This window comes from uncultured Jatrophihabitans sp., assembly GCF_964244045.1.
In the GTDB taxonomy this organism is placed as follows: domain Bacteria; phylum Actinomycetota; class Actinomycetes; order Mycobacteriales; family Jatrophihabitantaceae; genus Jatrophihabitans.
Map to the genome: position 1 here is coordinate 1 of NZ_CAXTHK010000033.1, position 21,730 is coordinate 21,730.

The 21,730-nt window shown below is 65.4% G+C and carries 16 protein-coding genes; 2 read left to right on the forward strand and 14 right to left on the reverse strand.

What is annotated here, in order from left to right; translation table 11 throughout:
- Positions 1-347: 347 nt before the first annotated feature.
- Positions 348-485, forward strand: a complete 138-nt coding sequence (locus tag ACFFC4_RS18685) for a hypothetical protein (protein WP_375503659.1) — start codon at positions 348-350, stop codon at positions 483-485.
- Positions 486-951: 466 nt separating this feature from the next.
- Here the strand turns inward: ACFFC4_RS18685 and ACFFC4_RS18690 are convergent, their stop codons facing one another.
- Positions 952-1,860 carry a nucleotidyl transferase AbiEii/AbiGii toxin family protein gene (locus tag ACFFC4_RS18690; protein WP_375503661.1) on the reverse strand — a complete coding sequence of 303 codons (909 nt, stop codon included), beginning with the start codon at positions 1,858-1,860 and terminating at the stop codon, positions 952-954.
- Positions 1,857-2,444 (reverse strand): type IV toxin-antitoxin system AbiEi family antitoxin domain-containing protein, encoded by a 588-nt coding sequence (locus ACFFC4_RS18695; protein WP_375503663.1) that lies wholly within the window; start codon positions 2,442-2,444, stop codon positions 1,857-1,859. The genes ACFFC4_RS18690 and ACFFC4_RS18695 overlap by 4 nt, the downstream gene beginning before the upstream one ends.
- 159 nt (positions 2,445-2,603) lie before the next feature.
- On the opposite strand from ACFFC4_RS18695, the gene ACFFC4_RS18700 reads away from it, so the two are divergent.
- On the forward strand, positions 2,604-2,846 hold the full coding sequence (locus tag ACFFC4_RS18700) for a hypothetical protein (RefSeq protein WP_375503665.1): 243 nt from the start codon (positions 2,604-2,606) through the stop codon (positions 2,844-2,846).
- Positions 2,847-2,967: 121 nt separating this feature from the next.
- Here the strand turns inward: ACFFC4_RS18700 and ACFFC4_RS18705 are convergent, their stop codons facing one another.
- From ACFFC4_RS18705 to ACFFC4_RS18760, 12 genes are all read right to left on the reverse strand, one after another.
- The gene (locus tag ACFFC4_RS18705) at positions 2,968-4,056 is read right to left on the reverse strand and encodes a plasmid pRiA4b ORF-3 family protein (protein ID WP_375503667.1); all 1,089 of its coding nucleotides are present in this window, start codon (positions 4,054-4,056) and stop codon (positions 2,968-2,970) included.
- Positions 4,053-5,084 carry an SEC-C metal-binding domain-containing protein gene (locus ACFFC4_RS18710; RefSeq protein ID WP_375503669.1) on the reverse strand — a complete coding sequence of 344 codons (1,032 nt, stop codon included), beginning with the start codon at positions 5,082-5,084 and terminating at the stop codon, positions 4,053-4,055. The genes ACFFC4_RS18705 and ACFFC4_RS18710 overlap by 4 nt, the downstream gene beginning before the upstream one ends.
- 433 nt (positions 5,085-5,517) lie before the next feature.
- Complete coding sequence (locus ACFFC4_RS18715) at positions 5,518-5,838, reverse strand: hypothetical protein (protein WP_375503671.1); 321 nt, start codon at positions 5,836-5,838, stop codon at positions 5,518-5,520.
- Positions 5,820-6,257, reverse strand: a complete 438-nt coding sequence (locus tag ACFFC4_RS18720) for a hypothetical protein (protein ID WP_375503673.1) — start codon at positions 6,255-6,257, stop codon at positions 5,820-5,822. Before ACFFC4_RS18720 ends, ACFFC4_RS18715 begins: the two co-directional genes overlap by 19 nt.
- A gap of 411 nt (positions 6,258-6,668) precedes the next feature.
- Positions 6,669-7,391 carry a PP2C family protein-serine/threonine phosphatase gene (locus ACFFC4_RS18725; RefSeq protein ID WP_375503675.1) on the reverse strand — a complete coding sequence of 241 codons (723 nt, stop codon included), beginning with the start codon at positions 7,389-7,391 and terminating at the stop codon, positions 6,669-6,671.
- Positions 7,392-7,504: 113 nt separating this feature from the next.
- On the reverse strand, positions 7,505-9,970 hold the full coding sequence (brxL, locus tag ACFFC4_RS18730) for a BREX system Lon protease-like protein BrxL (protein WP_375503677.1): 2,466 nt from the start codon (positions 9,968-9,970) through the stop codon (positions 7,505-7,507).
- A complete protein-coding gene (pglZ, locus tag ACFFC4_RS18735; protein ID WP_375503679.1) occupies positions 9,967-12,285 on the reverse strand; it encodes a BREX-1 system phosphatase PglZ type B in 2,319 nt (772 codons plus the stop codon). Before pglZ ends, brxL begins: the two co-directional genes overlap by 4 nt.
- The gene (locus ACFFC4_RS18740; protein ID WP_375503681.1) at positions 12,282-15,458 is read right to left on the reverse strand and encodes a DNA methyltransferase; all 3,177 of its coding nucleotides are present in this window, start codon (positions 15,456-15,458) and stop codon (positions 12,282-12,284) included. Before ACFFC4_RS18740 ends, pglZ begins: the two co-directional genes overlap by 4 nt.
- Before the next feature lie 8 nt (positions 15,459-15,466).
- On the reverse strand, positions 15,467-18,934 hold the full coding sequence (gene brxC / locus ACFFC4_RS18745; protein ID WP_375503683.1) for a BREX system P-loop protein BrxC: 3,468 nt from the start codon (positions 18,932-18,934) through the stop codon (positions 15,467-15,469).
- The gene (locus tag ACFFC4_RS18750; protein WP_375503685.1) at positions 18,931-19,401 is read right to left on the reverse strand and encodes a DUF1788 domain-containing protein; all 471 of its coding nucleotides are present in this window, start codon (positions 19,399-19,401) and stop codon (positions 18,931-18,933) included. Before ACFFC4_RS18750 ends, brxC begins: the two co-directional genes overlap by 4 nt.
- An 86-nt stretch (positions 19,402-19,487) precedes the next feature.
- Positions 19,488-20,324 carry a hypothetical protein gene (locus tag ACFFC4_RS18755; RefSeq protein WP_375503687.1) on the reverse strand — a complete coding sequence of 279 codons (837 nt, stop codon included), beginning with the start codon at positions 20,322-20,324 and terminating at the stop codon, positions 19,488-19,490.
- Positions 20,325-20,659: 335 nt separating this feature from the next.
- Positions 20,660-21,640: a nuclease-related domain-containing protein gene (locus ACFFC4_RS18760; RefSeq protein ID WP_375503689.1), complete on the reverse strand. Its 981-nt coding sequence runs from the start codon at positions 21,638-21,640 to the stop codon at positions 20,660-20,662.
- Between the last annotated feature and the right edge of the window lie 90 nt (positions 21,641-21,730).

The following is a 21,730-nucleotide window of genomic DNA, read 5'->3' on the forward strand; positions in this document are numbered from 1 at the left end:
GCAGCAACGCAGAGCTGTACGCGAACGATTTACACCACTCCCCGGGGCACGACCATCCAGGGTGTAGATCGTCACGCATGTTGATCACCGGATTAGGGTCGGGGCCTCCGCCGCCGAGCAACGGAGGACGTACCGATGAGTGAGAAGACGAGCTTCGTCCGACCCGTAACGGCCGCGCAGAAGCGCGCCCGCGCGATCCCCGGCGTACCGGAACGGGTCGTACAGGTCCGTACGGAGATGGCCGGCACCGACCGCGCCCCACGCGGAGAACCTGGCCGCGATCCGTCACGCCGCGGATCTGACCCAGGTCGCGCTCGCCGAACGGATGGCGTCCCGCAGAGCGTCGTGTGCGCCTCGAGCGCCAGCACGACATGCTGCTGTCCACCCTGACCGGTTACCTACAAGCTGCCGGGGACCGACCCCGCGTCGTGGTTACCATCGACGGCCGAGACGTCGAGCTCGATCTCGCCATCCTGATCACCTGACGCCGCAGGAGATCCAGGCCCGATCATCAGCCGAAGCGTTAGTTGAACTGAATCACCCACTTCGATTCCGTGGGGCCAGTTCATGTTGCGCATGATGCGGGCGATATGTGCTCTTGCGGTCGTCGGACTGTCTGACATTTGAATGACATCACAGCGAACCTTGATCACTCAAACCGCATGCAATCCTAATATAATGCGGCTTGCAGGGTGGAGCTGAGGGGACTCGAACCCCTGACCCCCACACTGCCAGACATTTGTTCGAATATTTAGGTATGTTCGCCGTTGTTCGCAATCCCCTGCCGTATAAGGGATGCAGGCCCAGAGCAAAAGTTCGCGAATTTGGGCGAACAAGCGCGAATTTGGCGAATGGCTATCAAGATGGCTACCGGATGATCATGCTCTTGAGAGCAGCGCTCTTGCTTTCAAGAGCACTGCTCTCGCTTTGCGTTGAGCGTGGCGGTGTCACTCACCACTCCCACTCTCGCGCACGAGGGTTCCACCGAAGAGGCGCATCAGCCTGTTCAACGAGGCGATCGGCGAACGACGCGACAGCTCGCACGACCACGTCGAAGTCGCTGGGTAGGTGCGTGCCGTCTCGTCCGAGCCCGGCGCGATATGCCGCGTACGTTCGTGCGCGCAGTTCGACCAGGTTGCCGATGGCACCGGACAGTGGGACGAGGACGACGTTGCGGTAGGCGCCGGTTGCGGTCAGCGCTTTGCGTGCACCCGCGTGCGTGACGCTGTGCAGGCCGGTGAGTGTGAATACGTCGGCGAAGTCGCGTACGCGAGTGTTGGCGGCCCCGAGGGCGATCGCGGTCGCGACCTTCTCGGCGAGCACCGTCTCGATGGGATACCCGAGCACGCGAATCGCCAGATCGCCGTCTCGTAGTGCCGGGATGTCGACCAGTCCGGGTGCCGGTGTTACCGGGTCACCGAAGTTGATGTCCAGACGCAGCTTGATCTTTGCCGTCGCGACAGCGCAGTCCATCGTGACGCGCACCCCCGAGTAGAGCTCCTCGTCACGGATCACCCGTGATCTCACCGTGTCGACGAGAAACACGATTCCGTCGTCGTGCCCCATCGGCTGGTTCGCGATGTCGATCACGCTTGCGACAACCGTGACCTCGTCGTTGGCGAGGTTCCTGACGAGCGTGTCGGCGTCAGCGGTCGGCCGGCGGGCGCCGAAAGCGGCAAGCAGCATCCCGCCTTTCAGGATGAACTGATCCGCGTACGGCGAGGCGCTGAGCCGAGCGAGCCAGCGTTCAACCGCATACAGGGTCAGCAGCTCCTGCGTTCCGCGCTTCTCTGCGCGCGCACGGTTCTGAAGGTCGAGATAGGCGCGGCCGGCCGCCGAATCTCGGGTCGGCCGGCTCATTGCGCCATCGCAACGTCGAGGGCCTGCCGAACCGGACCGAGCACGTCGAGGCGAGTGGCCATGGAAAGCAGCTCGGGTGGGCGGGCACCTCGTCGCCGTAAATACCTCTGCAGCGCTGCGTGCGCGAGGGGTTCACCGAACCGGCCACGCAGCCGCATTAAGTCGATCACGGTCCGTGCTGGATCGTAGATGCGTACCCATTCATCCGGTGCGGCCTCGATCCGCGAGAGCCCGAGCTCGAAGTTCACGACGTCGAAGCGGAACACTTCGGTGGGCGGGTAGGTGATGCGCGGTGGCCGCTGCCGGGTCGGGACGGCAATCTGCACCGACAATGGGATCTCATCGCTTAGGTCGTACACGGCTGCCGCGGTACGACAGCACACGATCGCGATCGGGCTTCGTAACGCGACCGCCAGCAGGTCGGGATAGCTTGCCGGCGGCGCGTCGGCCTGGCGGAAGACGCCTCGCGACAGCTCGACCACGTCTCCGTCATCGCGCCAGCGATACAGCTCGCGCGGATGCACTCCGCGTCCTAGGGCCGTCGACGTCGTGAACGTCGCCGGCAGCGACGTCAGCCGAGACACGGATAGAAGTGTCGCACGCCATCTATCATCGTGCAACACTCTTATCCGCGTGCTACCAACGGCCGCGGGTCAAACCTTGACTGCCGCCGCCTACTTCCGGTCGTCGGGACGATGCAACTCGATCGCTTCGAAGTAGCAGACCGCCTACAGTCTGGCCTTGTGAACGACGAGCGGATGGCGCTGCGGACGACCGGCGACGGTTCGCTGGACGACGTCGTCGTCCGCCAGGTGTCGATGTTCCGCGCGGAGATGCTGGACACCGACCGACTATGGCTGTGCTGCTACTTGCCAGGCACCGGAGCCGAGCACGACAGAGTGGCTTTCGACGTGTCCTTGAGGGACGGTGCTCTCGCGTTCGCGGTAGTCGAGATGCCGACGGGTTCGATCACGCTCGAGTCGTAAACCGTTGGCGCCGCGCGCGACAACGTTTCTGCGACCGCAACCTCGTCCTCATCACGGCGGACGGTGTGGCGCTGCAGCCGGCCAGTCGAGCGACTGAGACGCGAGAAACGACCTCGGCTCGTCACACCAGATCGGCGAGCAACGCGACGCCCGGCAACACGCTCAGGATCGACGGACCGGGCTGCCAGAGCCGCCCGGCATCGACGACCATGTCGAGGGCCTCCAGCTGATGCCCGATGCGCCACAGCTCGCCGCGCACGTCGCGAGCGGTAATCGGCTCGTCGCCGCGGCGCCACGCGTGACCGAGCAACGGCAGTACCGCGGCCGCTAAATCGTCGACGCTCATCGGCCCCTGTGCGACCAACAGTGCGGCCGCCCGCTCGGCCACGATCAGATCGAACGAGCCGGTGACGAACCAGGACCGGAGCCGGCGCACCGCCTGCCCGTCGTCGCCGGCCGCCTTCGTCGGCTGCAGCACACCCTTGGCCAGTCTGAGCAGCCCGACGCGCCGAAGGATGTCATGCAGGACGGTCAGCGGCAGCAGGTCCTCCTCGATGCTCGCCGGACGGTCGAGCGGATACCAGGACGGTCGGTGCTGCTGCATCGCACGAAGTGTCACCCGCGGCAGCCGACCGCCTGGCGTCAGCTTCACGCCCGCACCGACGGTCTCGAGCAGCAGCCGGACGCTCTCGGGCACCTCCCCCACAACCGCGCGCACCTTGCGATCCGTCGCCGCGAGATCGAACGGACGCAGGGCATCGCCGACCCACTCGCGCATGTGCGCATGATCGGGATGCCGCGGAGTGGCCAGGACCTTGAGCAGCTCGGCGTACCCCTGCGGGCCGCCGCAGTCCTCCGGCGGGCAGTTGCCTTCACCGTCGACGCACCCTGGCTCAGCGCCACCGGTGCCGACGACCTCGATGTCGTGCTCCCAGCCGTCGCCGAAGTCGTAGGCGTAGACGAACCGCGGCGGCAACAACGCCAGGCGCACACCCCGCTCGTCGACGTCGTCGTCGTCCCAGTCCTCGAACGGCGACGAGTAACGCACCGAGCCGGTGTCGAAGTAGTGCAGATGCGAATCGGTCCAGCCCAGCGCGACTTGCAGCACATCGTGCAGCTCGTCGAGCGAAACTGCGTCCGGGACGTCGACCATGCGCGTCACCAGTGGGCTGACCTCGCGCAGTGTCGCCTGCACCCGCAGCGTTCTCATGACCGGACCGCCGCGGCGCAACACTTCTTGTACTTCACGCCCGACCCGCACCAGCAGCGTTCGTTGCGGCCGGGCGGCCACGCCGCGACGTCCACCCCGCAACGGCTCAGCTCGGCGGCGTAGCCGGCACGCAACGCAGCCTCGTCCTCACCCCCACGCCCCTCCTCGGCGACCCAGTGGTCGAACGCCGCGCGGCGCAAGGTCGCGACGCGAAGCCGCCGCAGACCTGCGTCGGCCGCCTCGCGCAGGGTGCGTTCGAGTCGCCGGCAGTACTCGCCATGACCAACCAGCCGTCCGCCGTCGCGCATGGAGTCCTCGGTAGCGATATCCCGCCACAGCTGTTCGATGAGCGCGAACTCGTCGGCCGGCAACCACGCATAGGCCAGCGCCACATCGCCAGCGCGGTGTCCCGCCAGACGTTGCGAGGCAATCGGCGGTGGCACCGCGCTGAACCCCGCCGGCAACCGCGGGGGCATCACCGGCTCGACGGTTTGCAGCTCGTCCGGTTCCTTCCCGAGTGCGGCGAGGCTTTCGGCTCGCAGCGAACGAAGTTGCGGGACGAGACGCTCGGGGTCGCCGGTCCGTATGGCCAGCTCCAGACCGGAGGTCAACCAGCGCAACGCGACGTCGTGCTCACCGATCGCGCCGTACTCCAGGCCGGCGTTGTTGAAAACCCAGACGTCATCTGGCCAGTCGTGCAGCACCTCGTCCCATATCGGTGCTGCCTCGCCCGCCCGCCCGTGCCGCATGAGGATCTCAGCGCGGCGGCAGCGCGGATCCGGCGAACACGCATAGCCACACTCGACGAGCACGTCGGCATGCCGGAGGGCGTCCTCGACGCGGCCCATCCGGTCATAAACGTCGGCCAGGTCACTGTGCAGCTCGAGCTCATTCAACTGCTCCGAGACGACCTGGTCTGCCGCGCACGCATCGAGGGCCCGTTCCAGCACTACTGCGTAATCCTCGTCGGGCCCGGACGCGGCGCGACGCAGGTCGCCATCCAACTGATCGAGGTCGCGGGAGAACACGACCCCATCGTGCCGCACCGCCGAACCCCTCCCGCCGCCATTCCCACTCAAGACCACCTATCGCTCCCGCTCAGGACCAGTTCTTCGACCGCGCGCCGCTACACCTGGTCCGGTGGCCCGAGACTTGCATCGCCTGGGCATCGGGGCCATCGTCGAAGACGATGACAGAGTCCCGGTGACCACCACACAGCCGGAAAAGCGACGAACGTTCAAATGGATCCGCCAACGTTCGTATTCGTTCGCTATCGTCCGCGCCCAACCTGCCAGACGTACGTTCGAATATTTGCACGGGTTCGTGGTCGTCCGGAATCCCCTGCTACGTAGGCGATGTAGCTCTCTCCCAACCTTACCGAACGCTCAGGAACAACGGCGGATTTTGCCATTGGCTACCCGGATGGCTACCCGATGATCATGCTTGACGACCCCGCCGTACCTAAAGGTACGGAGATACGTTTCGTCGCCGACCACGGGTTAGGGCCTGGTGGGCCGGCTGCCACCGGTCACGCTTCAGTGGCGGCGAGCTGTAGCCAGTCTTCGGCGGGCGGGTCGCTCGAGCCGGCGGCGTCGAACCAGGCGCCGAGCGCCTCGATGATCGAGCCAGGGTTGCGGCGCGATCGGGGGAAGGGCGGCTGCTGGTGAACAACAAATTCGCACCGTGCTGCCGCGATTCGTCGACCTGTCGCGCAAGAGGAGCGAAGTCCTTCACATTGTCGGTGACGATGCACCTGTCGTGCTCTACCGCCCATCGGAACAATCGCTCGTCGGTGAGACCGCGGAGTTCGTCCTAGTCTGCGACCGCAAGGACGTCGTAGCCACGCTCGCGCAGGGTGGCGGCGATAACCGGGGCGTGCATCTCGTCGAGCAACAGCGCGACGCCCACGCAAGGAGCCGGCGCTCGACTCGCCAGGCCTGCTCCGCGTCGTTGGAGAGACGGTCGGCTTCCTGGATCTCGGCGTCGATCTCTTCCGGGTAGGCGGAGTAGTAGTGCATGGCAACACGGATCTTCGTTTCCGGCAAAGCGAGGACTTCCGTCGTGGCAGCAATTGCCGCGTCGCCGCGCGCTTCGATCTCGCGCAGCACCTTGACCACTTCCCACACGTCCGGCCCGAACGCCAATGCGGCCCGGCGCCCGCTCGGCCCGTCCCTGAAGGTGACTCCCGTGTGATCGGCCATCCGCAGACCCTCGTCGACCAGCCTCTGCGCCAGTCCCGACGGCGTGGCTCCCGGACTGGACTGGGCACGACGCCGCAGCCGCTCGAGCAGCCGTGGATCGAACCGGATTGACAGCGGAGTTGACGTGTAGCGGATGGTACTCATTGCGCTACAGGACAATACGTGCCCGGAAGAGCATGCCATTCCACGCTCGGGCAATTGTCGGCCAGGCACTGTAGCCTTACACCTTAACGACGGCGGAGCAGCAGATGGGTCCAGCGGCCGCTTGGGCCTGACCTGCCCGAATAGACTTGCGATCTTGGCTCTGTCGAAAGCCGGTTGGTGAAGGCCGCGCAACCAGCGGTTCACGCGCTCGAACAGCTCGGCTCAAGGGAGTCGGCCTATTGGCGCGACTATGAGAATGATGCTCCGTCAACACACCACAAGCTCGACAACGACTGCAGTAACGTTGTCGCGGCCTCCGGCGAGGATGGCCGCCTCTACAAGTCCCTCTGCGGCATCGCCGGCAGGACCCGACACGCTGAGCACACTCGAAATTGACTCGTCGTCCAGTTCCGAGCTCAAGCCATCGGAGCATATTAGGAACCGCTCGCCGGGCGAAGGTGGCAATAGCCAAACATCAGGCTGAGGGTTCGAGCCAGTGCCGAGCGAGCGCGTGACCACGTTGCGGCGATGATCGTTTCTCGCCTCCTCCGGCGTGAGTCGTCCAACCGCCACCAACTCAGCAACTTCGGAATGATCGACCGACACCTGGGTCAAGATCTCGTCGGCAAGGTGGTAAACGCGAGAATCACCGACGTTGAAGACCATCCAGTGGTCCACTCCATCGACACGGACGACGCAGACGCCGGACAACGTCGTTGCCATTCCGTCCCGGCCGCCGCTCTGAGACTCCTGCAAGATCCTTCGATGTGCATCCCGAATCGCTGCGAGGACGTCATCGGGGCAGACAGACACCTGCTCAGCCAACTCGGCCATCTTGGAAGTAGCGAGCTGACTGGCTATCTCACCCGCCGCGTGGCCACCCATGCCGTCCGCGACGACGAACACCGGCGGTCGAGCAAACACGCTGTCCTCGTTAGAGGTTCGAACTAAGCCGACGTGCGTCGCTGCGCCGACCGAAAGCTGGAACATTAGATCCTCCGAAGTTCGTACACACCCGCCCTGCTGCGCTCGACGCCATACTCCGGTCGCCACGTGGTGAACGCGGCGCGCGACATCGGGCACTTGTGACTGCTGGCGTTTCCCTAGCCGCCAGCTCGTATGGCCGCGAGTTCGCGCCTCATTTCGGCCGCAGTTCCGAACCGATCACGGCGATCCTCTGCGCACGCACGGACTAGGAATGCCGCCAGCTTCTCGACGATATCCGCTCGGACCGACCGAGGATCCACTACCACTTCCCCAACCATCGGCTTTGAGTGTGGATACGGATGCTCGCCGTTGCATAGCAACTGATACAGCACCACACCTACAGCGAAGAGATCGGTCGATACGTCCCAGCGGGTGAGATCTGCATCGGGTGCCTGGTAGGGCGGAGTTCCGGACTGTGTGTACACCGGATCGCCAACCCTAGAAGCGATGTTGAAGTCGAGCAGCTTCGCCCCTGCGCGAGTGAGGATGATGTTCAGAGGCTTTATGTCGCGATGAACCAGACCCTTGTCCTGGAGCTCCATCCATTCTGCGTACTCGGCCTCAGAGAGGTCGCCGTCCCGACGCTTGACGTCGAGCTGTTGGATCCTGGCGGCATCCGGGTGGATTGCCACTAGCGCGTCGAGAATGTCGAGGGCGACGTCGATGGCTTCTCTGTCCCGCAGCTGCCGCTTGCCGTTGGCGTAGTCCTCGAGCGGTTCGCCGTCGATGTACTCGGTGATCAAGTACCAGTCGCCAGCCTGTGTCTTCCCCGCCCAGTAGACCTTCACAACGTTCGGGTTGTCGATCTTGCGGAGCGCAGCGATCTCTCGCCGAACGGCATCATATCCGGCAGCGGTGTCGAACAGCTTCAGGGCGCGCTCCTCGCCCTCGACATCATCGCGGACTCGATAGACCTTTGAGAACCCACCCTGGCCGAGGACGTTGAGGATCTCGAAGCGAGCGTCGATGACGTCGCCGACCACGTAATCAGCAGCCTTCGCCCCGACCGACGACTTCACCTCGGCGGGGTCGGGCTCGGGGAGTATCTCGCTATCGCGCTGCCCACGGAGTGCCGACGCGTTGTGCTCGCTCTCCATGCGGAGGCGGTGCTGGACCGACTCGTCGCAGTAGACCACCTTCTCGGGGTGATCACCGATGCGATAGCCAAGGTCCACATTGCCAAACTCGGCCGCACCTATCGATGCCTGCTGCTCCTTGACGCGACGGCGGAGCTCGAGCGCGAGCTCTGCAGCCCATGCCAGCGCGTCGTTGGGCACTTCCATCTCCGCGTTCGGCCACAGGAGCTTGAGCAGTCCGTTTACGGTGTTGTTTGCAGCCTTGCGGTCGCGCCCGCTGAGCTGGCTCCCCCACTCAAGGCGCCCCTGCATGACCTCGAGGCGAGACGTGCGCCGTAGTTGGCTCCAGCACTCGGCCAGGAAATCGCTGACGAAGCCGAAGTGGGCGGTGAAGTACGACGGGGCGAGCTTGGGGACTTCCCAGCCCGGTAGGTACGCGTGGATGCGGTCGTGAAATGCGGTGTCGTTGCGCATCTCCTTCGGCATTGGCCCGAACAGGTGACCACGGCGTAGTTCCTCGGCCACGTCGACGTCGAAGTTGCCGACCATCACGATGCCACCGTCGGCGCGGATGCTCTCCTTGCCGCGGCTGAACTCGCCCGACTCCATGTAGCCCTTAAGGATGTTCACGCCCTCCTTGGTATCGAAGGAGACGCCCGACACCTCGTCGAAGCAGATGACGTCGTATTGAGCGACGAGACCTCGCCGTCCGGTCGCGTTGTTGACAAACATGTTCGCGATGGTCGCTTTGCCACCCGAAACCAAGTGCGCGTAAGGCGATACCTGCTGGAACAGATGCGACTTGCCGGTGCCCCGCGGACCGAGTTCAACAGCGTTGTAGTTGGCCACGACGAACGGAATCATGCGGGCGAGTAGGACGTCCTGCTCGCGGCGAGTGAAGTGTGCGGGTTCGAACCCAACACTGCGGAGAAGGAGATCGCGCCACTCGTCGATCGTGAACCTAGCCCGCCCCTTCACGAACGTGTCGAGGGCATCGCGCGTCGACATCTGAATCGGCCGCACCGCCTCCACTCGGAACGGCTGACCACCCGGACTTCGAGCGAGTGCAGGGATGTACTCAAGGGTGACCTCGGCGTAGAAGCCGCCGGTGAGCATGCGATCGTGCTCGTTTACCAGCTGATCTGAGATGTGGATGTCGCTCAGCTGCAGGCTCGGCAGCTCGGCCGAGTAGGCGTCGGCCTTCGCGTCGAGGCGAGCGCGGAGCAGGTCGATAATCTTGACCTTGCCCTTCTCGCGGGCTCGCGACTTGAACAGTTCCTCGTCGCCGGCCCGAACGGTCCGCTCTTTCATCGAGCGCTCGACCACCGCGAGACCTTCGTTGATCTCGTCCTGGTCGGTAGTTGCGCAGTATCGGCCAAGCAGGAACTCGCCGACGTAGGTCGGCACCGGGTACTGACCTCGGAACTGCTGAGCTAGGTCCTTGCGGACGAGGTACCCCTCGAACACATCTGCCGCGAGCTGGTCGAGCTCGTCGAGCTCGGTCACCGGTTCTTCCCCACGACGACCTCGCGCTGGGCGAGAATCTGCCCGTCCGACGCGACGAGGACGAGATGGGCCCGCTGCCCTTCGAGCTCCTCGTCCGAGACGAGAAGCGACACCTTCTCGGCGCCCGAGGTCTCCTTGGCCTTCTCCGCGATGCTCGTCTTCGCGTCTGCGGGCATCGCCCGCAGGTCGACCATGAGGCCCGGGGCAAGCCCGCTGAGCTCGATGCGGCACAGCAGCCCGAGCCAGGTGATCTTGATGATCTCGGGGGCAGTCGTGGGTGCTCCCGCCGCGCCGGCGGTCACCCTGAGCCGGGGAACGATGCACTCCTGTGGGCTCGCACCTCCGTGCTCGTATTGCGTGCCGGCCTCGAAGCACGTGGCGCCCGGGGCGAGAGCAATGCGCACGTCCTGGTCCCAGAACCATGGAACGGTCGGGACGTGCACCGCTGCACCGTCCTTGATCCGTGCGCACCGACCTTTCTTGATCTCAGTGGTCGCCACCGGCAGGTCGACCTTCTCCATTTCCACCGGAAGCAGGATCCAACCGTGGTCGGTAACTACATCGACCCGCTTCCAGCTCGAATCGAGGAGCTCGCGGATGCGGCTTGCGATCCGTCCAACCTCCTCGTCGAGGTAGTCGACCAGGCGTGCGCCGACGTCGTGGCCGCGGTGGTCGACCTCACCCGCTTCCGTCCAGGCCACGCCAGACGGGTCGCCAGACTCGGTCGGCCCAAGTACCTGCACACCTTTGTCGATCATGAGCGAGCGCAGCACCTGAATCGATGCCTTAGTTCCCGTGATCGCGTTCGCCGGGTGGAGACCAGGGCCGGCAGTCAATGCGTCAGACTGCACAGGCACCAGGGCTGGCTTCGCGGTCTCCGTCACCGTTGGGAGCGCCGCCAGGCTCGTATCCAGTTCGACACCCAAGGAAGCGCCCGCAAGGCGGTGCGCCAACCGATGGGCAACATCGAGCCGCAAGCCGTCGACAAACAGCGTGGCTGTACCCGCCGCCGTGGACGCCGGCGGACCTGGGTGGTAGGTGCCCGCATGAGCCATCGGTCCGATCGCAGCCTGGAAGCGGCTGGCAACCGCATCGAGCCAGGGCCGGTACATCGACGTCACGGCCGCCGTGACGGCGGCTCGGTCAGCCGCGCTCGAGGCGGCGGCGAGTGCACGTAACGCTGCATCGTCTGCCTGCCAGCCGTGCTCGGTGTACTCGAGCGCGAGGGCGTCGAGTCCGCCGGCCGACGGCTCGCTCGCCGTGCGCTCCGCCAGCAAGCCCAGCTGCTCGACCGCGAAGGCCAGCGGCGCCAGGCCGAGGTGTGCCCACACCGTTCGCCGGCGCGGAGCGTGCTCAGCGTCGAGGCGAGCCGCTTCCTTGCGGGCGCCCTCCGCGGTGAGTGCTTCGAAGTCTCGCAGCAGGTTGCGGAGATGGTCCTCGGCCGCTTCGTTGTCCTGCGGCCACGCGTCACTGTGCTCGAACGACAGCTCCATCGGCTTTGCCTGGCGCAGCCGTTCAACGATGCCGGGATACCGCTCCGGCATGTCCGCGAACCGCTTCCAGACGTCCGCCCACTTCCCCCTTCGCTCGCCTAATCTGCGTGCGGCAGTAACAGGCCCGTCACTCGAGGGACGAAAGCCCCAGTCAGCCGCGCACTGCTTTTCGAAGGCGGTCCACTGCGCGTCGTCGAGCCGTGAGCGATAGCCTGCCGGGTCGTCGAGCCAGCCGAACAGAATGCTGGTCGGATCAGGATTCACGAGTTGGTTGAAGTAATCCGCATCCAACACCTGCTTGAAGACCCGGTCGAACGGCTCGTCGAGGAACCGATCCAGCGCGAGCAGCATCGCGGCCGCCGTGTCTGCACCGTCGGCGACAGTGAGCCCCAGGCCGCGGTCGGCGTTGACGAGAAACGCACGAATCGACCACTCACGCTTGCTCTTGGGCTGGGTGAACTCGTTGCTCCGGTACTGCAGCTCGGCGATGGGAGCTAACTCTGGGGGGCACGACTCGACAGCGCGGAGCTCAGCGCGAGGGACACCGGGTAAGTAGACGATGGGCGCGTCGTCGGGTAGGCCGATCTCGATTGTGCCGGCGACCACACAGCGAACCCAGTACGCCGGACCTTGGCGCCGCTCAACGTCATACTCGCCGAGCGTCACAACCGGCAGCCGCTCCGCGACTCGTTTGATCACCAGACGCCATTGCGCCGTCTCGTCCGGCCACAACAGGGCCCATGGCTTGACCAGAGCGTTGGCGTTGAAGTCAAGCGCAGCCTCGATGCGGGCCACGAGGCGATCGAGCACCGTCTCACTCACGTGCGACCCGCCCGCCGTCGGGCCTCTCGCTTCTCGGCGAGCGACAAGTGAATGTCGTTGAGGCGTTCGGATGCGTCCGAATTCGTACCGCGGTCCTTCTTCCAGTGGACGTTGACCTTCGCTCTCAGCACGTCGGCCTCTACGAAGGGCCGGATGTTCAGGCGGACACCGTCATTGAGATCGGGCTCCCACCTGATCGGCTGCTCGTACAGCTCCTTCCACCGCACGTAGATGTCGTAGGGTTTCTCGCCTTCCAGGATCGCCTCGAGCTTGCGCTGGAGATCCAATGCCGCCGCCAGGCGCGTCTCGGCACCGGGGAACTCTTCACGCACCGCCGCTCTTTGGCGCTCCACCCAGTCCTGGCCGAGATAGGTGTAGGTGAGCTTCTCTAGCGTCTTGCGATCGAGACGGTGGTAATTGACTAACGCCGAGAATCCGTCCCGCTGGCCGTCCCAGATATGCCAGACGAACGGCCGGTTCGCGAACAGCGCGCAGTGGTGTTTGAAGAACTCGTCCCGCAACCAGTCGGCGAGGTCCGTCTTCTTGCTCCCTGCCTGCGCAAGTAGTCGCCGGACCCTCGTAGGTGACCAGGACTCGCCAAACGCGGCTGCCAGCAGCTCCTGCGCTCGATCCACCGCCGGCTGCTCACCGGCAACTGCTGGCAAACAGACGATTCCGTCCAAGTCAGAGAGGGCGTCTAGGTCGTCCGGCTCTGCCTGCTCGGGCCAGCGGTAGCCGACAAGCCGAGCCACGGCAACCTGCAGCGGTGCCGTCGATACCTCGGGCCTCCCCTCAAATAGCCATTGCGTCGGATCATCCGATGATGGTTCGGGAAGCGGCCCGGCCGCGTCAGCCACCGCCTGCCAATAGTCGATGTCGAACGGCACTTGCGTCAGGTATCCGGGGCGGACGACGATCGACTGGTTGACCGCGCGAACATCTTGCGAGTACTGCGGCGATGAGCAATATGCCCAGATTGCCGGCAGATGATCCTGCGAGAACGGGATCAACGGGCAGGACGTATCTCCGAAGGGCTCACCGTCGTACAGGGTTACGGCTAGGTGACTGACCTGACCAATGAGGACCCCCCGACTGCCCAAGACGTCCCTAGGGTTGAAGTTGTGCGCACTGGAGTTCCGAACAAGCGAACCCTGTCCATCTTCCCAGCGGAGAAGGGTTGACCGTCCTCGGTACGGGGCGGTGCGGTCAGGAGGGCTGACGATCCGCTGCCATGCGTCTCCTGCACTCGAGATCTCCCAGAACTTAACGTGATAGCGGTTGACATCTCCTGTCACGAGGCCCTGCCACGCACGCGCATATTCAGAAAGGCTGCGCAACCGACTAGCTGTCCCAGGCGCGAATGGACCCTTGCTGGATGGTAGGCCCAGGGGGACGACTTGCACGTCGTTCATCCGCAGCGCCACTTCCTTGGATGAGACTGTACGGGCGGATCCTGCCTCTACCCACGCCAGCCCTACGTCGCCCGCGGGACGTTCCTCGGTTGAAATCAAGAGCGCCACCTGTACGACCTCGCCGCCGATTGATCTAAACGCGCCAGCGCCCAGTCGAGCGATCACGCGGATCTTTCGGTCACGGAGCGTCCGACGCAAATTGCCGTATGCGCTCAGGTACAGGATGTACTGAGGCATGACAGTGGCAACTGTTCCTGCGGTCGCAGCAAGTTCGGTCAAGCGCAAGACAAATGCAGATGCAAGATCGTCCTTGCCGGCATCGAACCGTTCCTCCAAAAACCCTGCCAGCGTGGGAACTTGCTGTGCGCGGCCAAGAAACGGCGGATTTGTCGTGACTAGCGTGAAGTGGCGAGAGAGCAGATCAGCGGCACGAGCAAGGGCTGCGGCGTTCGCGCCGAGCACCGTAGTCGCAGGATCAATCATCTCAGCCGTCGCTGCCTCGCCGAGAATGGGCGACACGTCACGCCACTGTGCGTCCTCAAAGGACCGTTGAAGTTGCGAGGGATCGCTGATCTCGGTCACTCGCCGCGGAGCGATGAGACTTCCAAGGACGTCAGCATCCCGAAAGAGGATGTGCAGCCGGACCAGCGCGTTCTCGATGCGCTGGTCGCCATCGGCGAGTGCCTTCCACTCGTCGACCGGCGCCCTCGCCGGGATACCGGAGCAGGCAATGTTGGGAACCGGCAGCTGCCGCCAGCCGCCGCCGACTTTCCATGTCTGCAGTGCCACGGCGAACATGGCGATCTGCACGCAGCGCGGATCGACCTCGAGACCAAACAGGTTGTCACGCAGCACTGCGTCCTGGGCAGCGACGGGTCCGAGGCCCTCCTCCTCGGAACGCATCTGCCAAAGCATCGAGAACGCTTCGACGAGGAAGTGCCCCGACCCGCAACATGGATCCATGACCGTGACCTCGGCGACTCGTCCGGGCCAGCCGTCGAACGAGCCGGCAGCTGGACGACCGTCGTCGTCAACGCGCAGATATTCGAAGCGCTTCGTCAGAGGACTCTTGGGATGCCGGGCAGCCCACCATGCTCCAAGAGAGTTCTCAAGCAGGAACCGGACCATGTAGTTCTCGGTGAATAGCTGCGTCACTGGGCCGAGGTCGGCGCCACCGATCTTGCGCCCCGATGCGTTGACCTCGTCCTTCTTGTCCTTCTGCCAGAACTGGTACACCCACCCGAGCGCGTCGTCAGCGGCGAACACCTCACCGGGCAGACCGTCGAGGATCTGTTCGAGCGCGTGGCGTCCTTCCGGGGCGAGACGCAGGCGGACACATGGGTCGTCGAGCCGGAAGATGCCCGGGAGGATCTGGGCGGCGAAGCGCGCCGCGACCGACCAGCCGTCGGGCTCACCGAGTTCGTCGGCCAGCTCGTCGCAGTCAGCCAGCGTTACGGGCGCCTTGTACTCGGGGTGCAGCAGCAGATCGTTCTCTGCGAGAAAGCGGGCGAACAGCAGGCGGTGCCACTGCTCGTACGCGCACTCCGCGATCAGCAGCTCGCGCTTCTGGTCGAGTTGGCGCCATTTCGCCCGAAGCCCATTGCGCTGCACGGCTTGGTCGGCATCGAGGTGCTCGGGCCGTTTGTCGGCGAATACGCCGAGGCTGGCGAGTGCTGCGCTCGATGCGCTCTCGGCGGCCCGGCGCGCGGCAAGTACCGAGGTCTCGAGCTGCTTACGTAGGTTTGAGGGAAGGGCGCGCATGTCGGTCCTCAGAGGATCACGGTCTTGCCGGCGTCGAGGTGTGGCTGTACGTGGGAGCGCACGTCGTCGAGGTAGGCGGTGAGGTCGTGCGGGCCCGTGATCGTCACCGGGGGCAGGGCGACGCGGACGCTCTCGGGTTGGAGCTTCTCGAGCGCACGCTGGCGGACCTGATCGTGTCGACTCGGCACGAGGCTGATGCGGTCCTGCCATCCGCTGAGTGGGGTGGCGTCGAGGACTTCGAGCAGCCCCGTGTCGGTGGAAATATCCGGCGGTTGCGCGCGCACGAGCCGGGCTTCGGCGAGCAGCGTGTCACGATCGGAGGGGTCGAGCTTGGCCCACTCGTGCCAGGCTCCAAGTTCGTCGATGGCGGCGCGCTGGGCGTCGGCGAGCTGCTCGGCGCACTGGGTGACCTCACCGCGAAGCGCGCTCGTCAGGTGCTGGAGCAACGGCGCGACTGGATCAGGTTCGTCCAGGAGTTGGCGGCCGGCGCGGATCGCGGCGACTGCGGGCTCGCTCGTCGCGGCGACGGGCAGGCCGTCGGCGTGACGTAGCAGTCGCTGGAGCTGTTGCCACTCGGCCTCGCGCTTCTCCCGTTGCTGGTCGGCGGCTTGCCAGCGCGTGAGGGAGTCTCGGAGTTCGGTGTGGTTGTCGGCCACGGCACGGAACCGCTGGTTGCCGCCTAGCGCCGAAAGAGCGTCGAGGTGTCCCGTCGCTGGCGGCTCCGGGAGTGGCGGCGGTCCGCCCGCCCGCCCGGCAAGGTCCTTGAGCCGTTGCAGCAGCGCCGGGATTTGCGCACCTTCTTGGCCTGGCTCGTAGGGGATGTTGGCGGCGGTCAGGAGTCCCTTGACCGCTAGCCGTTGGCTGACGGTGGGTGGCTCGTCCTCCTTGTAGAGGGTGACCTTGCCGATCTGGTTGGGGGGTAGCTCCTTCGGCCCGGTCAGATCCTTGTGGTCCTGCGCGGCTCGGATGTTGCCGGCGGCTAGGAGCGTGAGGATGGCGCCGTTGACGGCGTCGCGTGGCCACCCGAACTCAGGTGCTCCGAATCGTTTGTGTAGCTCGCCGCCTTTGGTGCCGCTGGGGCTCATCGCGGCTAGGACCTCTTTGCAGACGGTGTTGGTGGTCGGCTCGCCGTGATGGCCGACGGCCTCGAGCGCGTCCGGTGCTCCGTCGCGGGCTTTGGTGACGACCTTTGCCCAGTTCGGGTTGTCGCCGGCGGAGAACTTTGGGAACAGGCGGATGAGCGACCGGTGGGCCGCGGTCTCGACGGCATCGCGTAGCGAGGAGGTGGTGACCTCGTTGCCGCCACCTTGGAACACCCGGGCGTGCGAGACGACCTCGGCGAACAGCGTTGTGAGGCGGTCGTCGTCGGTGGCCAGGCGGGTCTTCATGGCGCGCTGTGCTGACTTGCCCTCGTCGGTCTGCGGGGTCGGGCGCTGCAGCGTCTGCTCAGCGGCGGCGTAGCTGGCTAGCGTGTCCTTTATCTGGTCGGCCTCGCGTCTCGGCAAGAAGACGAATACGACCGGGCTTTCGTCGCCGGCCGCGGCGGCCGCCGTCTTCACCGTCGCCTCGGTGGCCGACCACTCGTCGCGGATCCAGACCGGCACGTCCCCTTCACCGGGCGCCGGTTCGTCTTGGCCCCAGTGCTGGTGGATGGTGCGCGGGGTCTTGCTCGTTCCGTGAGTGAGCTTCAGACCACCGAGTGCCGACTCGACCGCGCGCTGGAGTCGCTCGCTTCGCAGTTGGTTCATTCGGGTGGCGTCGTCCCGGACGGCCGCAAGCCGGCTGCGGTAGTCCTTCTCCCATTCGGCGCCTTCTTCGGTCTGCAGTAGGTACTCGTCGTCGACACGCTGCACGGCGCCGGCGCCGACCAGGTCGTCGAGCAGTTCGGGGACACGCTTGCGCAGCTTGGCGCCGTCGGCGCCGAGGTCTTGGACGAGCAGGTCGGCGAGGAAGGGCGCGGTTGCCCGCAGCCCGGTCTCTCCGCCCATGGTGCGGGTGGGGATCTGGGTGATGAGGAAGATGAGCGCGCATATGCGGGATTTGAGCTCGCCGTCAGACCCCTCGGTGCGCAGTCCGCGGATGAGCTCGTCGATCTCCTTGAGCAGGACCCCGCTCTGGAGCATGCCCGGCGCCTGCTCGTCGTAGACGAAATCGGCGCCGACCACATGTCCCATTGGCTGGCCGGCGACCCGGGCGGTTGCTTCGTGGACGATCCGCAGCTGAGTGCGGAGCACCCCGGCCTTGCCGGCCCGGTCGATGGCGCGCAGGGCGAGCTCCCAGAAACGGCGACGGGTGGGCAGCAGCGGGTAGTCGGGGACGAGGTCAGCCTTATCGGCAGCCTTCGGTGCGAGCTGCGTTCCCCCAAGGTGGCGGTCAATCTCCCCGCTGACGTCGTCAAGGGCGGTCTTGAGGGCGGGGACGTGCTCGGGTTGCTTGCGGAGTACGACCTCGCGAACCACCGTCTCGACGTCCTTGTCGGACAACGCGACTTGGACGGCGAAGCGGTCGGTCAGCTTTTGCAGGGTGGGGGTGGCGGTGAGCGCGCTCTGTCCTGTGGCGACGAACAAGACTTGGCTCTCGAAGCGGGCGGAGACGCCTTCGACGATGTTCTGGACGGTGAGGGCCTTGTCGTTGTCGTCGCCGATGTACTGCTGCATCTCGTCGAGCACAACGAGAGTTAGGGGGAACTTGCTGTCGCTGGTCGACTGGAGCCGGAGGACGTCGCCCATGACGTCGAACATCTCCTCGTCGGTGATGTCCTTGGTCGTCGGAGGGAACTGTGTCCTGAGCAGGTCGCGCACGTCCTTCACGGAGTCGCCCAGTGTCGGGTCAGCCTCGAGAAGGGCCTTCGCGATGATCGGAGAGACGTAGAGGTCGTGGATCTCCTTGTCGAGTGAGCGGTGCTTCGCCTCGACTGCCGCCCGGACGGCTTCGAGGTGGTCGTTCTCCCGCGCCCAGATCATGAAGCGCGCCAGCGGGTACTCCTCGGGGAGTCCCGCGCTGTCGAAGAGCACGGAGAGGAACGCCAACCGAACGGCGTCGCTCTTGCCGGACGCCAGCAGGCCGGCGGCCGACCACAATCCGCCGACCCGTTTGCCGGCCGTGGACAGCTCGGTGAGGTGATCGCGAATGTCGTCGGGCAGCTTCACGAGCTGGCGGGCGCGGTCGCCTTGGGGGAGGTCCACGTCACGCCAGAGGTATTCGAGGACGCGGACGAGATGTGATTTGCCGCTGCCGTAGAAGCCGCTGACCCAGACTGCTGGTTGCTGCGCCTGGCTGAGGTTGCGCAGGAAGCTGTCGAGGATCTGCTCGAGGCCGCGGGCGTACTGGCCATTGCAGACGAAGCTCCGCAGCTCCCACCGCAGCACGTCCCACTGCTGCTCGGTGTCGGGTCGCGCGACCTTGGCGACGCCGTCGTTGGGGATCTTCGATGCTGTCGGATCGTGGACGAATAGTTCTCGGTTTTTGATCGTCATCGACCGTTCCGTCTCGGTGTGATTGGGATGGCGAGGTAGTTCCACCCGTCGCGTGCGTCGAGCAGCCGGTAGCTGTTGCCTTCATGCTCGCCAGGGAAGAAGACGAGGAGCCGCCCGGCAACAGCCTCGTTCACGGCGTTGAGCAGGGCTGAGACTTTGACGGCGTCGCCGAGCCCGAAGAGCGTTCCCGCGCCAAGAAGACCGATGACGCCTTCGGGGTCGGCGTGGTTGGCGAGTTCTGGCCGTACCTCGTCAACGAGATCTTTGAAGAAGGCGGGCAGGGCGGTGTCCATCAGGTCGGGAGACTCGAAGTACTCCTCGCGGTACTCGTGGGCCGCCATCCATCGCTCGAACGAGGTCGTGATGTCGACGAGCGCCCATGAGTGGTGGGCTTCCTTGGTCGCCACCTCGAAGTCAGGGAGGTGCAGTCGGAGGCGACGCTCGTACTCCGGCGGGTAGACCGCCATCCACACCCGCTGCGCGGGCGCCAAATTCTGCTGCCGTGGCAGTGCGACGAATGATCGGTACGCAGCGAGCAGTTCGTCGACATAGCTCACAGCAGCGCTTCCTGGTTCTCGTCGAACGGTCGGAGAAGCTGGTGGAAGGAGACCTCAATGACGCCACCTGCGTTGCGAAATTCCAGTAGCCCGTGCTGAGAGGCAGTGGCTGCGAGATCGAAAAGGTGCGATTTCGGTTGGTCGAGTACCTGCGCCCAGAGCGTCTCGAACAGTGAGTGGCCGCGAGCGCCTTCGAGATGTCCGAGCAGGAGAGCGTAGGTCGCGGCGGCGGGTGTTGGGTGAACCCGCGCCCGGACCTTCTTAGTTGCCTTGACGGCACGCAGGTGCCCGGACTGCGCCCACGACGATGCAATCTTCTGCGCCGTGGTCTGCCTCGTGCTCTCCTTGTAGGCGCCAGGAAACGCCGCCTCGATAGCTGCGTCGAAGTCACTCGGCGCGATGACCGCGCCAGGCTCGGCGGCCAGGATGACCGCGGTGGATGCCCGAAGGATTGGGTCCCGAGCAAGGGCGCAAAGTATTGCAAGCAGCGGCTGTCCAGACGGCTCATGCCCCCACAGGTCGCGCAGCGCGCGAAATAGCAACGAGCCGGGGTTTAGAGCGTAAAAGCGGCGCAGCTGGCGGAATGCCCACTCGCGGGCACTCGTCGTGTCCTTTGCAAGGGCGTTGTCGTCCAGGACCGCCAACCGGTACGCCTCGGCCGCAGCGTCAGCCGGCAACTCCGACAGAAGCCGCTGGAGGCTCAAGACCATGATCGTCTGGCTGGTGCTGGGCCCACCGGGAACGTCACCGCGAACGATCTGTGCCGCGGCCGCGGCAGCGGAGGCCGCTGCCACCATCACCGTCCCGACCCGGCGAGCCGTTCCGACCGCCACGCCCCTATCTCCGTGCGCAGCCACAGCTTCCACCGGCCCGGTCTCAGATCGACCACGGGCCGCGGCCTCATTGGATAGCGCCGCTGGTACGCCGAGATGGTGTTGCGTTGCGCGAGGCCGAGCATTTCCGCCACTCCTTGCGCATCGACAAGATCTTCTGGATCGAGACATCCGGGCATCGCGGTGAAGACTACAACCGTTGACAGCCGCGTTCTGGGTTACCACGGCGCCGATCGCCGCTCGTGTGCCGTCGGGAACCTTAGGTGGGTGATGCAAGAGGTGTGATCGCTTGGTCTGGACGTGTGAGGTCTCGGACTGAGCCGGGGATGGCCTCGTCAGGTGGCGCTCTGGTCAGTGGGAACGAAGTCATGCCAGGTGACGGTCTTGGAGTTCCAGGTCGCAAGGTGCCGAGCAACAGCGTAGATCGTCTCGATCGCGGTCTCATCCAGCACGGGGAGCGTTTCTCGAAGGTACTTGAGGACGTCTCGTCGGTTCACCACGGTCACGTCGTCCGGCTGCCGCTTCACCGTGAAACCCCGCTGCGCGCCCACGACGGCGACGACGCCACGGACGGGGATCTCGACGCCTGCGGCCGCGCTCAGCAGCTTGGCTGCCCGGGTCGCTTCGTGCCGGCTGTTCCGGACGTAGGGCTGATTGAACCCGTTGACCTTCACAGTGCCGCCGCCTACCCAGACGTTAGCGTCCGGGTGATGTTTGGCGTTGATGGTGAACACACCACCCGGACCGATGACGACGTGGTCGATGTCGCTGCCCCGTTCGCCGACCGGGACGGCGTGAAGCACGCGCCATCCTTCCCCGAGCTTGGCGAGCCGGCGGGCGACGTCCTCTTCACCGTCTGCACCGATCCGCCAAGCTCGTTCGTCGGTCTTGGCCCCGACTGCCCGGGAGAAGAAGGTTCGTATCGGTGCGGCGTCCCGCAGGTTGCGAGCTCGCTCACGAGCCGCTTCGCCGGGTTGATTGTGGGCGAGGTCGCGGTCCGGACGCAGGTCGGCGGGTTTCGCTTCGGCCGCCGGCTTCGGCGCGGGCCGCGACTTCGGCTCGTCCGTGGCGTCAGGGCTGTGCCGATGGCGATATTCGGCGGCGCGGCGGACACCCGTGGCGTGGTCGAACATCTCCGCCGTGGCGCGCTCGACCGTCTCGACGTCGGCGCGCTGCGGGCAGTGGGTTACCCCGGTCAGCAGGTCGCGGTAGCCGAGGTCGTGCGTACCGGCTTTGACGTACGCGCGGTCGTGGCCGTACCGGCGCCAGCGTTGGACGACGAGCGGAGCAGAAACATCTGACTGGTCCAGCGACACGGGGGCACCTCAAGGAATCAGCGATCCCCCGCGGATCGATGTGATCATCAGGAAGCTACCAGCCCGTTAGTTCTGCGTGAAGTACCGGCT

Excerpts from the sequence above, each read along its gene's own strand:
- ACFFC4_RS18690 (WP_375503661.1), bottom strand. The coding sequence starts at position 1,860 with ATGAGCCGGCCGACCCGAGATTCGGCGGCCGGCCGCGCCTATCTCGAC.
- ACFFC4_RS18705 (WP_375503667.1), bottom strand. The coding sequence starts at position 4,056 with ATGAGAACGCTGCGGGTGCAGGCGACACTGCGCGAGGTCAGCCCACTG.
- ACFFC4_RS18720 (WP_375503673.1), bottom strand. The coding sequence starts at position 6,257 with ATGGCCGATCACACGGGAGTCACCTTCAGGGACGGGCCGAGCGGGCGC.
- ACFFC4_RS18725 (WP_375503675.1), bottom strand. The coding sequence starts at position 7,391 with ATGTTCCAGCTTTCGGTCGGCGCAGCGACGCACGTCGGCTTAGTTCGA.
- ACFFC4_RS18740 (WP_375503681.1), bottom strand. The coding sequence starts at position 15,458 with ATGCGCGCCCTTCCCTCAAACCTACGTAAGCAGCTCGAGACCTCGGTA.
- brxC (WP_375503683.1), bottom strand. The coding sequence starts at position 18,934 with ATGACGATCAAAAACCGAGAACTATTCGTCCACGATCCGACAGCATCG.
- ACFFC4_RS18750 (WP_375503685.1), bottom strand. The coding sequence starts at position 19,401 with ATGGCGGTCTACCCGCCGGAGTACGAGCGTCGCCTCCGACTGCACCTC.